The sequence below is a fragment of the Moorena sp. SIO3B2 genome, from assembly GCF_010692525.1.
Taxonomy (GTDB): Bacteria; Cyanobacteriota; Cyanobacteriia; order Cyanobacteriales; family Coleofasciculaceae; genus Moorena; species Moorena producens.
In genome coordinates this window covers 1-14,205 of sequence record NZ_JAAHHE010000168.1, presented here as the reverse complement: position 1 = coordinate 14,205, position 14,205 = coordinate 1, and the positions used below count along the sequence as shown (strand labels likewise).

General features: G+C 44.5%; 11 protein-coding genes. 1 reads left to right on the top strand and 10 read right to left on the bottom strand.

Translation table 11 applies throughout. The features are described from left to right. Positions 1–445 precede the first annotated feature (445 nt). From F6K38_RS25630 to iscB, 8 genes are all read right to left on the bottom strand, one after another. Positions 446–2,377 carry an ABC-F family ATP-binding cassette domain-containing protein gene (locus tag F6K38_RS25630; RefSeq protein ID WP_287253168.1) on the bottom strand — a complete coding sequence of 644 codons (1,932 nt, stop codon included), beginning with the start codon at positions 2,375–2,377 and terminating at the stop codon, positions 446–448. Between the two features lie 301 nt (positions 2,378–2,678). Then, entirely contained in the window at positions 2,679–3,521 is an 843-nt protein-coding gene (locus F6K38_RS25625) for a prohibitin family protein (protein WP_008190859.1), read from the bottom strand. A 424-nt stretch (positions 3,522–3,945) separates the two neighbouring features. After that, positions 3,946–5,655, bottom strand: coding sequence for a helicase HerA domain-containing protein (locus F6K38_RS25620; protein WP_008190861.1), 1,710 nt, complete (start codon positions 5,653–5,655; stop codon positions 3,946–3,948). Between the two features lie 208 nt (positions 5,656–5,863). Next, positions 5,864–6,016, bottom strand: coding sequence for a hypothetical protein (locus F6K38_RS25615; RefSeq protein WP_287357909.1), 153 nt, complete (start codon positions 6,014–6,016; stop codon positions 5,864–5,866). Between the two features lie 6 nt (positions 6,017–6,022). After that, positions 6,023–6,814, bottom strand: coding sequence for a glutathione S-transferase family protein (locus F6K38_RS25610; protein WP_008190864.1), 792 nt, complete (start codon positions 6,812–6,814; stop codon positions 6,023–6,025). A gap of 136 nt (positions 6,815–6,950) precedes the next feature. Then, positions 6,951–7,706: an MBL fold metallo-hydrolase gene (locus F6K38_RS25605; protein WP_287357907.1), complete on the bottom strand. Its 756-nt coding sequence runs from the start codon at positions 7,704–7,706 to the stop codon at positions 6,951–6,953. A 216-nt stretch (positions 7,707–7,922) separates the two neighbouring features. Further along, positions 7,923–8,516 carry a Uma2 family endonuclease gene (locus F6K38_RS25600; protein WP_287357905.1) on the bottom strand — a complete coding sequence of 198 codons (594 nt, stop codon included), beginning with the start codon at positions 8,514–8,516 and terminating at the stop codon, positions 7,923–7,925. Between the two features lie 256 nt (positions 8,517–8,772). Then, a complete protein-coding gene (gene iscB / locus F6K38_RS25595; RefSeq protein WP_287266502.1) occupies positions 8,773–10,107 on the bottom strand; it encodes an RNA-guided endonuclease IscB in 1,335 nt (444 codons plus the stop codon). 417 nt (positions 10,108–10,524) lie between these two features. Between iscB and F6K38_RS25590 the strand changes: the two genes are divergently transcribed. Further along, positions 10,525–10,677, top strand: a complete 153-nt coding sequence (locus F6K38_RS25590) for a hypothetical protein (protein WP_154659979.1) — start codon at positions 10,525–10,527, stop codon at positions 10,675–10,677. A 127-nt stretch (positions 10,678–10,804) separates the two neighbouring features. Here F6K38_RS25590 and F6K38_RS25585 read toward each other — a convergent pair whose 3' ends face one another. Both F6K38_RS25585 and F6K38_RS25580 read right to left on the bottom strand, forming a co-directional pair. After that, the gene (locus tag F6K38_RS25585) at positions 10,805–13,450 is read right to left on the bottom strand and encodes an O-linked N-acetylglucosamine transferase, SPINDLY family protein (protein ID WP_287357903.1); all 2,646 of its coding nucleotides are present in this window, start codon (positions 13,448–13,450) and stop codon (positions 10,805–10,807) included. Positions 13,451–13,636: 186 nt separating this feature from the next. After that, positions 13,637–14,205: type IV pilin-like G/H family protein (locus F6K38_RS25580; protein WP_287357901.1), on the bottom strand; the 569-nt coding region annotated here is incomplete at its 5' end.

The following is a 14,205-nucleotide window of genomic DNA, read 5'->3' as shown; positions in this document are numbered from 1 at the left end:
GACTACAGAAGTTTGGTTGACAGGGATTCCCCTGTTCCTTTGACCATTAGTCCTTCTTAGTTTTCCCATCTACAGCAGATTATCCCCGGAAACCGCCACCTACAGTAGACCTCTTGCATCAATGGTGCCAAGCCCCCATTATCCCCTGCCCAGATTTGGGGGGCTAGGGAGGCAAAAACATGATTTATGCAATAAGTCTAGTGATAGAGTTTACGAGCCAGGATGTTTTTGGTGATCGTAACAAAAATTCATCATGACTGGTAGTACCTCCAAACCACTGACGAACAATTGAACGTTGATCAGCTGTCACCTCAATTATGCGTATGGAACGGTAGGCTCGCAACGGTATAATCACAGCGCTGGTGATCTAAATTATGCACCTCAAGTAGCGTGACCTACGGTCAATCCCGTAGCGTGGCCGTAGGCCAATCGCAACGGTTGTGATCTAAAATTCCCGTTCCGCCAACTCCATCCAACGCTCAGTTGCTGTATCAATTTCCTGAGTCAAGGCTTCCAAGGTCTGATAAAGTGCCTGGACCTCACTGGTATTTTTGGGAGGAGATTGATAAAGGGTTTTCTCCAACTCAGCTTTCTGAGCTTCCAGTTGGGGAATCTGACTTTCGAGTTGATCAAATTCCCGCCTTTCCCAATTAGACAGCCGACGGGGTTTGTTATTACTCGATGATTTTTTAGTGGACGGCTCGACCTTAGAGGATTCAGCCTTTTTCCCTTGAGTCTGAGCCATCTGTTGGGCTAGTTTTGCTTCTTCTTCTCGCTTATAATCGATATAAAGGGAATAATTACCAGGATACTGGCGTACCTTACCCTCAGATTCAAAGGCAAAGATTTTATCTACGCTGCGGTCTAGGAAATAGCGGTCGTGGGAGACAATAATCACACAACCATTAAACCCCTCTAGATACTCCTCCAGTACAGCTAGAGTTTGTACATCTAAATCATTAGTGGGCTCGTCAAGAATAAGTACATTGGGAGAACTCATCAGTACTTGCAACAGAAACAAGCGACGTTTCTCTCCACCGGAAAGCTTATGAATTGGTGCATACTGTTGGGTGGGAGGAAATAAGAAACGCTCCAGCATCTGTGAGGCACTGATCAATGTGCCATCAGCGGTTGTCACATACTCTGCTACGTCTTTAAGGTAATCAATTACCCGTTGATTTTGATTAAGAGCTTCGAGCAAATCTTCTGAATGCTGGTCAAAGTAACCGATATAAATGGTGGAACCAATTTCTATTTTACCAGCATCGGGCTGAATGCGTCCAGTAATAATATCCATTAGGGTAGATTTCCCTACGCCATTCCCACCAATAATGCCAACTCGGTCATCGGGACTAAATTCGTAGGTAAAATCTTTGAGCAGAATTCTAGCGTTATAGCCTTTAGAAACATTTTCTAACTCAATCACTTTTTTGCCAATGCGACGACCAGGGGTAGAAATTTCTACTTTACCCTGAGCTTGTTTAAACTCCTTGGCTTGCATGTCGTGAATACGGTCAATTCGAGCTTTTTGCTTGGTACTGCGAGCTTTTGGACCTCGTTTTAGCCATTCTAGCTCTCGGCGCAATACCCCTTGATGTTTCCGTTGAGTACTGATGGCTGATTCTTCAGCTAAGGCTTTTTTCTCTAAATAGTAGGAATAGTTGCCAGAGTAAGTATACAGGTCTCCCCGGTCAATTTCGATAATGCGGTTGGTGACCTGGTCTAGAAAATAGCGGTCGTGAGTAATCAGTAAGATTGCTCCACGATAACTATTCAGATAACTCTGTAACCACTCCACTGACATGGCATCAAGATGGTTTGTTGGCTCATCCATTAACAATACCTCTGGTTCCGCTAGCAAGGCAGCTGCTAAAGCAATCCGTTTACGATAGCCACCAGACAACTGACCAATGGGAGCATCAAAATCAACTATCCCTAATTTACTCAGAATAATTTTTGCCTTTGTTTCTAGTTCCCAAGCTCCTGTGGCATCCATCTGCTGGGTTACACTTGAGAGCTGTGCTAGCAGTTGGTTATCCTCGGGATTGTGAGCCAATTTCTGGGAAAGTTCTTCATACTCACGAATCAGAGTCATCTGCTGACCACTATCAGCAAACACTTGTTCCAAAACCGTGTTGTTTTCATCTAAGTCTGGTTGTTGGGGTAAGTAAACAATTTTAGTTTTGGGATTAACCGAGAGTTGACCACTATCAATGGGCTCAAGACCAGCAATTATCTTTAATAGGGTCGATTTGCCTGAACCATTAGTGCCAATTAGACCAACTTTATCCATAGGATCTAGACTAAAGCTAGCCTCTTTCAGGATTTCCTTAATCCCAAAGTCTTTGTGAACTGATTGTAGGGTGAAAATACTCATGAAAAATTTATAGGAAAGGGAGTAGGGATTAGGGAGTAGGGAGTAGGGATTAGGGATTAGGGATTAGGGAGTAGGGAGTAGGGAGTAGGGAGTAGGGAGTAGGGAGTAGGGAAGATAAATATGTCTTAAGGTTTACTTAGACTGCTATAAATTTATTTAAAAAAAAACCGTTTTCTGGGTAGAAAACGGTTTTTGGTAGTTGTAATTTAACTACTAATAATCAAGTGCAAAATATCAAACTTACTATTACTAACTACCATGAAATTAAAGAGCTTTTGACTATTTTATTGACATTTTGATGCTATTGAGGTACGTTGTTTAGGTCAAAGATAAAGGGAACACTGTGATTCCCCTCACCACCAATAACCAGAACTTTAGGCATCTGAGCCCCACCTTCTCGCCAAGCTGCGATCGCTTCTTTCTGGAGCACCAGTTCACCCCCTTGGGCTTTGAGGGTTTCCGCCAACAGTCGTTGGGCTTCGGCCTTACCCTGAGCGCGATTAATTTCTGCTTGAGCTTCTTGCTCAGCCTCCTGTGCTATATAGACAGCTCGTTGGGCCTGTTGTTCTGCTACCTGTTTTTCTTCAACTGCCTTGGCAAATTCCCTAGAAAAATTCAGGTCAATGACACTAGTATCCAATACTTGGACATCATACTTGGCTAACCTTTCGCCCAAAGCCTTATCAAAATCTTCCTTTAACTGACTCCGTTGGGTAATCGATTCTTCAGCAGTGCGAAGGGCGGCAGCAATTTTAAATGACTCTTGAGTCTGAGGGGCAATAATTGTGGTCACTAGATTCTGTAGAGTTCCTTGTTTTCGTCTGATACTAACCACCTTAGTGGGATCGAGGCGGAAGTTGATGGCAAATCGTGCGGTCAAATCCTGAAGATCCTTTGTGGAACTCTGGGCTGGGACTTCAAACTTCTGTACGGTGACATCATACACATCGACTATAGAGACGAAGGGCAGTTTGAAGTGGATACCCTCAAGCAGAGCGCCATCTCTAGCTTTACCCAAAATACTAAGGACTCCAGCCTGACCGGGATTGATAATTACAAAACAATTAAAGGAGAGGAGAATAACTAATGCTGCGATAATCCCCCCGACTAAAGATTGCAAATTTTGTGGATTTTGGTTCCTCAAGTTTTAATCTCCTTTTGAATTATCCCCTGGATTAATCACAGGGTAATTAAGCACTGATGTTACCAGATAGGGCATTTGCCAGATCTCGTAAGCTTTATGGCATCATATTTTCAGCATACTAGAAAAGTTCGTCTATCAGCTTAAGCAAAGGGAACAGCGGATCTGGGAGTAGGGAACAGGGAGTAGGGAGTAGGGAGTAGGGAACAAAATTCTCAGCAATTCCTAGACGGATTGCTATATCAGCTGATGGGCTAGGCCCAAGCTACGCCGAACAGCTTATGGATCACAGGCTAGAAGCCTGTGCCACACTACTTGAGTGGCCACTGAGCACTGACCACTGACCACTGACGGCTGACCACTGAACGCGCACGCGTGCGCGTAGCGCTTAAGCTGACCGCTGACTGCTGACTGCTGATAGCGGATCTCAAAACCCTATATCTTCCCTAGCTGATTGGGCGGCTAAAAATACCTCTTGATCGGACACTTCTTGCCAATCTAGCTCCCCAATTTCCCGATAAAATTGCTGATCGTAAGCACGGGTCTTGACTACGACTGGCATTGGTACCGCATGTCCTAAAATCAAGGCTTGTTGCTTAGAATCGAGCTTGGCTAATACCGAACGCAAACTTTGGCCACCAGACACCCCAGTAAAAATTGCTTCAATATCTTTATCATCATTTAGTAAACAAGTAATCCTAGTTCCAATTTGAGACATGACTTCGTTATCAATGCCAGAAGGACGCTGGTCTACGACTAACAAGGTCACAAAATACTTGCGCATTTCACGGGCAATAATCCCAAAAATTGTTTGACGTACTGTGGCTGGATCTAGGAAACGGTGGGCTTCTTCAATGGTAATTACTAGGGGACGGGGGCGATCGCTGGCATTTTTCGACTGCAAAAATATTTCAGCTTTTCTGACATAACTGTTATGAATACGACGGGTAATTAAATTAGTTGCTAACATATAGGAAAGCATATTGGATTGGGAACCGAATTCTACCACAACATGCTTCCCGGCATCGAGAGATTCTAAAATTCGATTGACATAATTATGGGGACAAGCACTGCGGATATACTTCAATTCATCGAATCGGCTTAATTTGCGCTGTAATGCCATAATTGAAGACTTGTTGCCTCGTTTGACTTCGCAAAATTCCTGGATTTCTTCATTGGTCATAGACAGCAGTTGCACAATCCAGGATTTGCCAAATTCATTGCGTAAAATAATGGCATTTTCTAGACTAGCTTCAGAAAGATTTAACTCTCCTCGGACTAGGTTGATATCTTCTACTTCAATTTGGTCATAACTTAGATAAAGCTCTTGGGCATCCCGAATCCCTCGTCGTCTGGTGGATTCTGGGTCGAGGGTATAAACTTGTACCTGGGATGGAAAAAGCTGGCGCAACCCTTTGACTGTACTAAATTGTTTCCCTTCCGATACGGCTTCCCAGCCATATTCCGAGTGCATATCAAAAATTAAATTTACTGCTGCTTGCCTACGGATAATCCCAGATAGCAGTAGTCGAGTTAGAAAGGATTTACCGGTGCCAGACTTACCAAAAATCCCGTTACTCCGTTCCACAAACCGATCTAAGTCGATGCATATGGGGACTTCCATGTCAAGGGGTTGACCAATGGAAAAATTCCGGCGATGGGGGTCATCTTCCCAGCCAAAGACTGCCCGAAAATCCCGTTCACTAGCATCGTATACTTGAGAAAAGTGGCTGGGAATTGTTTTTACTGGTAACAATTCCATCTCTTCGCTACTTTGAGCTTGAAAGGAGCCTAAGGGACTTTTTCCATTTAGTTCCACTGGCTGTTGTGACTGGGACTTTTGTGGCGTAAACATTAGCATCGGGGTTAGATTAATCGTACCGTAGGTGCCACTACCTGCGAGTACATCCCGTAGAAAATCATCATTGGGATTAGGAGGATTAACCAGAATCCGCTGACTGGAGGTTCCCAAAGACACATCGGTGAGCATACAGAAGAAACGCGATCGCATTCCCTGGACCACCAGAAATTTCCCCACCCGCATATCTTCTACGGAGACATCGGGGTGTAATCGCACTTCCAATCCAGCAGACAAAGAGCCTTGAATAACTGAACCTAAAGGTTGACTTAAATCCATTACCATAATTCCAGGACTATAGCAATGCTAAATCATTTGGGTGATTGGAAGTAGGGAGTAGGGAGTAGGCTATCAGCTATCAGCTATCAGCTATCAGCTATCAGCTATCAGCTATCAGCTATCAGCTATCAGCTATCAGCTATCAGCTATCAGTTATCAGCTATCAGCTATCAGCTATCAGCTATCAGTTATCAGCTTATGGGATGGGTCACAGGCTAGAAGCCTGTGCCACACAAGCTAGTTGAGGTGCTATCAGCTTAAGCGCTACGCGCACGCTACGCGAACAGCTGACGGCTGACGGCTGACGGCTGACCGCTGACCGCTGACCGCTGACCGCTGACCGCTGACCCCTTAGGGTCAATTATTATTAGTCGATCTCAATTGATGTGGGTTGAGAATCACTAGGACTATCGGAAACTAAAGGTTTGCGATAATCAGCATAGATGCGATCGCGCCAAGCGAAAAAGGTTTCGTAGAGGTTACTATCGGCCAAGCCAGGAATGCCTTTACCTTGATATTGCTGGGGGATATCGAGATAATTCCCATCGGGGAATTTCAGGAGCAGACTTAAACCGGCTACGGCAAAATCTGCTAAGCAAGGGGAGTTGCTGACTAGATAAGGACTATCCAGGAGTAACAGACTCAAGGCTTCTAGGTCTTGCTTGAGACCATCTTTGGCTTCCTTGACGGCATCAGTGCCACAACCGACACCAAACCCTAGAATATCTAAAAATTCCGAGGGTACCGAACCAACTACTGTTTTGAGCAAATCCGGGGTTTGGTTCGGTAAGACCGATTTGCGGAAGTCGGGATTTTGGCTCAATGCGCCATAGACCACTTTCCGGCTTTTGGTACCAATGGATTCATCTGCCCATTCTTCGATCAGTAAACACAGTCCTCGTTCTTTGGGATCGGTGGGGATGATGGGTTTGTCGGGATACTTGCGATCCAAATACATTGCGATCGCAGTAGAATCACTAATCACGGTATCCCCATCTTTTAGCACTGGTACCTTACTTTGACCAGACAGTTGGAATAGTTCTAACTGTCCTACTCCTGGGGTTACCTCAATTTTGCGATAGTCCAGCTCTTTGTAATCCAGAATCAGTCGTACTTTCTCTGAGTATTGGGACAGTTCAAATTGATACAACTCCAGCATGTTGGATCTTCTCGCTGTTGATGTGGGACACTATGCTACTGTAGCGTTTTCACATTCCTCTTCCCACACTTCCCATACTTCCCACACTTCCCCCTCTCTTCTCCCGATTGCCGATTGCCGATTGCCGATTCCCTTCCTATAATTCCAAGGAAACCCCTAGTTCCGGAGTGATGACTTTTGTGGGCAGATTGTCCTGGAGGAGTTGCGATCGCAATTCTTCGAGACTCCCCACTTCCCGCACTACGGAACCCAAAACCCCTTCATACTTGACATTTTCATCAATGGTTGTGGGCAGAAAGACTTGGGGTCGTAACCATTGCGCCAATTGCAGTGCTGTCTTATGCCCTTGAACGATTGGCCCGGCTAAGGGAATTTCTAAGGTTAGGGCTGGGCTAATCACGATATCTACTGGGGCATAATCCTTGACTTCAGCAGGGGGATAGCCATGAGGTTCGTAGTAAAGACTGGTACCACTATCCAACTGCGTGATCAGATAGGCATTTTCCTGCTGGAATGGACCAATGGGTGCTCCTGGCAAGGCTCGGATTTCTATGTGATCTCCTAACGTAAAGGTTTCACCAGCAGTAAGGGGGGTTACCTGGGTATAACCTAGCTGTTTGACTACCTTTGCCGCACTAGTAGAGCCCACCACTGGAATAGTTTTGTCTAATTTTTCCAAGGTTGGGGTATGGGTGTGGTCCTCTAAGCCTTGGGAGAGCAAAATTAGGTCAATTTTATCCGGAATGCTGTTAATTGCTTCCGGTTTGTCCCCTTTAAAGAACCAAGGTAGATTGCCAAAGACCAATGAACCCACTAACCAGGGGTCAATCAGAATCCGTTGCTCTGGAAGTTCCAGTAGCCAGGTGTTTGCGCCGAAATGGGTGAGATACATAGTTTAGAATGTAGAATGTAGAATTTAGAATTTAGAATTTAGAATTTGGAATTTAGAAGTCTGCCTTCACCATTCACCATTCTGCCTTCACCATTCTAACTCAATTCTTCATTCTGCCTTCTGCCTTCACCATTATAACTCAATTCTGCCTTCTTCATTCTGCCTTCTTCATTCTGCCTTCTTCATTCTGCCTTCTTCCTTCTCAATTCTTCCTTCTCAATTCTTCCTTCTCAATTCTTCATTCTTAATTCCCTCGTAAATATCACTAAAGTTAATGGTAAAATCGATAGTACTTAATTCCAGAATTCCATTTTCTGATGTTTGCTCAGTGAGTAACCATTGTCCTGCACTAGTTTTGGTATGTTGAATCACATGATATCTGGCCTGGTCTATCAATATATATTCCTTAAAATGTGGAATTGAGCGATAGTAGAGAAACTTCTCTCCTTGGTCATAGTTTCTAGTAGATTTAGATAAGACTTCAACAATTAGCAAAGGATTCATGACAGTAGTCTTACCTTTGCCGGTATAGATCGGTTTCCCCTGAATTACCATAATATCAGGATAGGTATACTGACGATAATCAGGTATCCACAATCGCACATCACCGATATAGATATCGTAGTCTTGTCCTTTTAAGGCAAACTTCAAGTTAGCTGCAAAATTGAGAGCAATTTTATTATGATTGGTGGTTCCTCCAGCCATCGGTATAATTTCTCCATCCCGATATTCACTTTTATACTCAGCAGCTTCTTCTAGTTCTAAATACTCGTCTGCTGTGTAGTAGCGTTTTTTGTCTTGTAATAGCATCGTGTTTTTATTTGATAATAGGGAATAAGAATGTATAATTTAGAATTGATAATGAAGAATTTAGAATGTAGAATTTATAATTGGTAATTATTCATTCAGGGTAAACGCATTTTATTCTGAAATGCCTACTGGATATGAGATTGAACCGATAAGTATTTATGCTGATTAATTTTGAAATCGCTTCTGAGTAAGGCTTCTAGAATTTAGATGCGTTTGCCCTGGCGTAGCGTGGCCTACAGCCAAGCGCGAATCCGCATTAATTAACTTGGTATTCATAGCCGTCAGCCCTAAAGATTGTTTGCAAATATTTTGGATGTACATCAATCTTCTGAGCAGAAGTTTGTTCGCGTAGCGGAGACCGTAGGCCACGCTTCGCGAACGGCTTTGCCGAAAGCACAAAACTCGGACGATAACGAATAGCAATTCGCCCTGTGTATTGCCCAGCATACTTCCCTTTCTTGATATCAGCTTTGACAATATCCCCTGTCTGAAAGCCTCTAAAAAACTTAGCAGCAGGTGCATGAGCCTTTGGAAAACCGTACTTATCTGGACGGCATCGCTGACGAACGCCATGACCTTTGGCTGTAACCGTTAGTGGTTTCACTCCGCTTAGTAATAACATCTGTGGGGTAGACTTACCTACACAAGCAGCATCAGTCCAATGGGTTTTCTCAATACCCCTAGTTTTCCGGTTGAACTTAGTCAAGCCGCCAGAACCTACCTCAATAGGTAGCTCTGTTAGTTTTAGTCTTCTGAACAATTCCCATCGGGTTGCGTTAACTGCTGCTGCATCTTTTAAAGGGTTTTTGGCTTTAGCTAATACCTTTTTGAGTATTTCCGGCTTTTTTCTTAGGAATTTCTCGATCGAGTCATTACCTTTTTTCTGATTGCAGCTTCTGCACGCAAGAGTTAAATTACTAACTCGATTGCTACCACCTTTTGATTTGGGGATAATGTGCTCAACCTCTAAGGGAGTATCAATAGCGCCACAGTAAACGCAGTTATGTCCCCACTTAGTAAGTAAATACTCTTTTACCTCAAATCCAAATAGCTCACCGTGTTGATATTCAACTCCTGATACTTCTGGGTTTTGCATTTTCTGAGTATCAAATCGAACTAATTCTTGAGATATTGCGGTTATAGGACACAACTTGATCAGCCGCCTAACCCAAGTCTCAACATTGAAAACTCGACTCATTAATGATGGTGGCAACCAACCGTCAGGGCGTGTTCGGTTTAGAAATCTTGGCTGACGATATCGGGTTTTGCGATTCCGTCTACCACGTCTTAATGCTCGTCGAGATTCTAGAGCCTTCTTAATCTGTTGACCTCGATGGTTGATTTCTAAAGCATTGGTAACCCGTCCAGTTTGCTCACAAACAATAGCAATACCTGTTGTTTTTGAGCCGGGGTCTATCTTAATTCTGTGTGAATGAGTAACAGAATCATCGATAGACCGATCTGGCATGATGATAGTGAATGGGTAGCGTTTGAAAACTTTAGCCCTCCCTTTCTTAAGTAGTTCTCTAGCTCTCGCTGGATGACAAGGATCTAGAGGTTGTTTGTTTTGATCTAGAACGAAAACTCGCATTACGCACGAACACTCCGATAAACGGGTAGAGTTAGCCTCGACAATGTTATTCAACCTTGTTAGGTACAACTCACTGGTTTAACTCGTTACGCCTGTTTAAAGCTGTACGACAGTTGCTACAAACTGGCACGTATTTGTAGGTGTCATGAGCTGAATAACGTAGTTCTCTAAGAACTTAGTCTGGTCACGACAGAGCAATCAATCTCCCGCTATAGTCCGAAGGAATTAGCGGCGAGTTCGTGACGGACGTTTTCCATCCACATTTTCAGTATATTACACAAAATTTATTATTATAACATATTTTGAAAATTTTTGTACCAAATTCTTTAGGGCTAATGTTATCGCTCTACGCCTAAGCCTTCACCGGTCAGCGGTCAGCAGTCAGCAGTCAGCATTAAGCGGTCAGTTGTCTGCTTTGTGGCACAGGCTTTGGCCTTGGCCTTTTGGCCTTTTGGCCACGCTACGCGAACGGCCACGCGTGCGCGTTTGGCCACGCTGTGCGAACGATGCTGGGACTTTCCTCAGATTCAACAAATGGTTACCTGTTTGATTCAAAAGCACCATCTGTAGTGCATAAACTCATAGCTGTTCGCGTAGCGTGCGCGTAGCGCGTAGCGCGTAGCGCTTAAGCTGATAGCTGATAGCTGATAGCTGATAGCTGATAGCTGATAGCTGATAGCTGATAGCTGACAGCTCCCTATCTCCCTAACATTGCCTCATAAGCCTTTTCCATTTCCCTAGTAAATTGCTTACCATTCCACAAGGGGGCAGTTTGTCGAGATTGTCGCAGTTTCCAGGAAATCTGTTGTCTTAGAGCAGGGTCTTTGCCTAAGCGAATCCCCCACTCGATATACTGATCATCTGTCCAGGCAATGCCTTCGGTGATTCCGGCATTCATCATCATGGTGTAACTGTTGCGAGCAACAAACTGTTCTCCCACTCTGGTGACTAGGGGAATACCCATCCACAGGGTTTCCAGGGTAGTGGTGGCTCCATTGTAGGGATAGGTATCCAGGACCACATCCGCAATGCCTAAGTTGGCACGATGAACGGCTTCCGTAGGGACTTCTGGTAGAAACCGGAGGCGATCGCACTCTACTCCTTCTTCTTCCGCAATCTGGTTAAAGAACCGTGTGATCGAGTCTTGGTCAGATTTACCCTTAATCAAAAAGTAGCTATTGGGGACTGCTTTGATAATTTTCATTTGCAGCCTTGTGGTATCGGGATTGCGCTTGTATCCCTTCTGACTACTGAGATAAACCGTGGCATCGTTGGGAATATCCAGGTGGTCCCGACGTAAGCTCGGTACACCCACTTCAAAGCCATCCACGGCAATATAGGTTTGGGGTAAGCGCCAGATTTTCTCGGAATAGTAAGCTTGAGCAGAATCTGGTAATACGTAGGGGTCAGCAATAAAGTAATCAATGGCAGGTAATCCTGAGGCATCCCACCCTAGCCACGTGACTTGTACTGGTGCCAGTTTCAGAGCCATGACTGCACAGGTTATATCCAGGGTGATGCTATCGAGGTCAATTAAAATATCCAGTTGATCCTGATAAACCTGTTCAGCCGCCTCTAGAAAATGAATCCCTAATTTGTGAGGATGGTCTACCTGATTGACATACCATTCTTGGAGGTTATCGTTTACTAGCTTGTAGTCTACAAAATAGCCATAAAGTTGAAACCGCTCCCGGTCATGATGCTCAAACAGCCAACGAGCTAGCCACCCCACGGAATGCCGTCTTAAACAACCCGACAGGTATCCGACTTTTAAGGGTCTAGTAGTTTTTCCTCCGTCCTCAATTCCCCCCTTATTAAGGGGGGTTAGGGGGGATCCCTGGTCCCTATTACAGGGATTTTCCGATGAATTGACCTCACTACCTTCAGGTGCAAGCCCCCTAAATCCCCCAATTCTGGGGGACTTTAACTCAATTGCCCCATCCTCAATTCCCCCCTTATTAAGGGGGGTTAGGGGGGATCCCTGCTCCCTATTACAGGGATTTTCCGATGAATTGACCTCACTACCTTCAGGTGCAAGCCCCCTAAATCCCCCAATTCTGGGGGACTTTAACTCAATTGCCCCATCCTCAATTCCCCCCTTATTAAGGGGGGTTAGGGGGGATCCCTGCTCCCTATTACAGGGATTTTCCGATGAATTGACCTCACTACCTTCAGGTGCAAGCCCCCTAAATCCCCCAATTCTGGGGGACTTTAACTCAATTCCCCCATCCTCAATTCCCCCCTTATTAAGGGGGGTTAGGGGGGATCCATACCACTCCGCTCTTTCCTTCGTATACCCCCGAATATTCCTCTGGAACACCTCAGCCATTTGATTCAAAATTGGTCTGAAATGGCTAGGCTGGTCCTGAACATGAGCCAAAGAAAAGAATGGGGTAAGCAGACGTAGAGTCTCAACATCAGACAAGTTAGCTGGTTGTTCCTTAATTAAGGAAACAAGCAGTGATTCTAGGGTTTGGCAAGCCCCAGAAACCTCCTGCCAATAGCCCCCAGCATTCATGATCCCCCGCAATACCAGGTTAATTCCCGATATTTTGTCTGGTAAAGATTCCGATAAGGAATAGCACAATTTAGCGGTTTCTATGCCCTGGTCATAATTACGAGCATTTTGATAAAAGGTAGCGAGATGTCGTAATATTTCTATATTCTGAGGATTATGAAGATCTAAGGAGCGATAACGTTCCAGAAAACCAGCAGCGATGGTCGGTTGCTTTAAGGTATGACCAATTTTCATACAGGCTGACAGTAACGGCCAGAACCAAACCTCAGGATTGGGCAGGTAAGCTAAGCAAGCTTCGGTAAATTCTAGGGAGGTTGGATGCAATGGTTCGGCTTCTAGTATCTGCCCCAAAACCTCTGGTAATAATTGCTGATTGCATTCTATTCTTGGCTGGGTTTGTAGCAGTTCAATCACCCCCAGCTCCGTCAAGTCATCACCCCTAAAGGTTTCTAGCTTGATGCTTAGGGCAATAATTTCCAAGAGATTAGTCAGATCCGTGGGGCAAATTTCCCGCATATGCTGGCGGATTGCCCAGGCTACCGCATTATCCCCTAACTCCTGCCTGCGCTCAGCTTCGGTTTGCAACACCTGGAGCAGTTCCTCTGTCCAAGTCTCTAATTGCTCTGACTCCGCCTCCGCCATCACCAGCAGCCAAGTGGTTTGGGCTTCGGTTTCTTGACCCTGCAATAGGAACAGTAATCCTAAATGCCAGTAGTAGGCAATGACATCAGGTTCTGCTTCAATAGCCTGTTCGTATAAGCTTGCGGCTTTACTGTAGTCCCCCTGGATTAAATATTGCTCCGCTTGTTCCTGCCAGTTAGTCATACTTTTGTGCTAATTAAATCAAAGATATCACCCCATTTTATAATACTATTGAAAACCTGATTAGGGTAATTGTCCACTGAAGTATTTCCATAAAAAAAAGTAGGTAGAACCGTCTACCCACTCTAACTAAATATCTAATTTTTGGTGATTCAAACTGTCATCACCAAGGTTTTAGCCTAAGTATCATCAGTTTGATAAATCCTTCCATTCGGTGTCTTCGCACTCGGGAACACCCGTGGCGGGATCAACACTACCATCGGGATTCACAGCCGAACCTAGTTGACCCTGAAACCGCGTAACTTTTTTTGCTTCACACAATACAGCCAAGGTAGTTGTCTCTTGCTGATCTGTCTCACCTAGGCTTACAATACCATGATATGCCTTAATTGCAGCTTTATCACCATCAGCTTGTCCAGTTCCATCGTTTGGGTCTGCAAAGTTAGCGACTTTGTCTGATGGGTCACCTCCACCAGTTATCCCATAAACGTAATTCTCAGTTGCTGTTTTAATGCCAAGACCTAACTCAGCAAATTCAGATTGGCCAGCAAAGTTACCGTTTTCCAAGTAGTACGCTTGCTGAGATCTATTCATAGAACCGACATAAGTTTTAGCTTCTGACTGCTTGGCTTTATTAGCTTGGTTCAAGAAAGAAGGCAAGGCAATGGCGGATAGAATTCCAATAATGATGATTACAACTAGTAGTTCAATTAGAGTAAAACCTTCGTCTTGCTTTTTCTGGGTCAGGTGCTGAAGTA

What these genes read in the sequence shown, in the direction of transcription:
- F6K38_RS25630 (WP_287253168.1), bottom strand. Translation starts at nt 2,377, where the DNA reads ATGAGTATTTTCACCCTACAATCAGTTCACAAAGACTTTGGGATTAAG.
- F6K38_RS25620 (WP_008190861.1), bottom strand. Translation starts at nt 5,655, where the DNA reads ATGGATTTAAGTCAACCTTTAGGTTCAGTTATTCAAGGCTCTTTGTCT.
- F6K38_RS25610 (WP_008190864.1), bottom strand. Translation starts at nt 6,814, where the DNA reads ATGCTGGAGTTGTATCAATTTGAACTGTCCCAATACTCAGAGAAAGTA.
- F6K38_RS25605 (WP_287357907.1), bottom strand. Translation starts at nt 7,706, where the DNA reads ATGTATCTCACCCATTTCGGCGCAAACACCTGGCTACTGGAACTTCCA.
- F6K38_RS25600 (WP_287357905.1), bottom strand. Translation starts at nt 8,516, where the DNA reads ATGCTATTACAAGACAAAAAACGCTACTACACAGCAGACGAGTATTTA.
- iscB (WP_287266502.1), bottom strand. Translation starts at nt 10,107, where the DNA reads ATGCGAGTTTTCGTTCTAGATCAAAACAAACAACCTCTAGATCCTTGT.
- F6K38_RS25585 (WP_287357903.1), bottom strand. Translation starts at nt 13,450, where the DNA reads ATGACTAACTGGCAGGAACAAGCGGAGCAATATTTAATCCAGGGGGAC.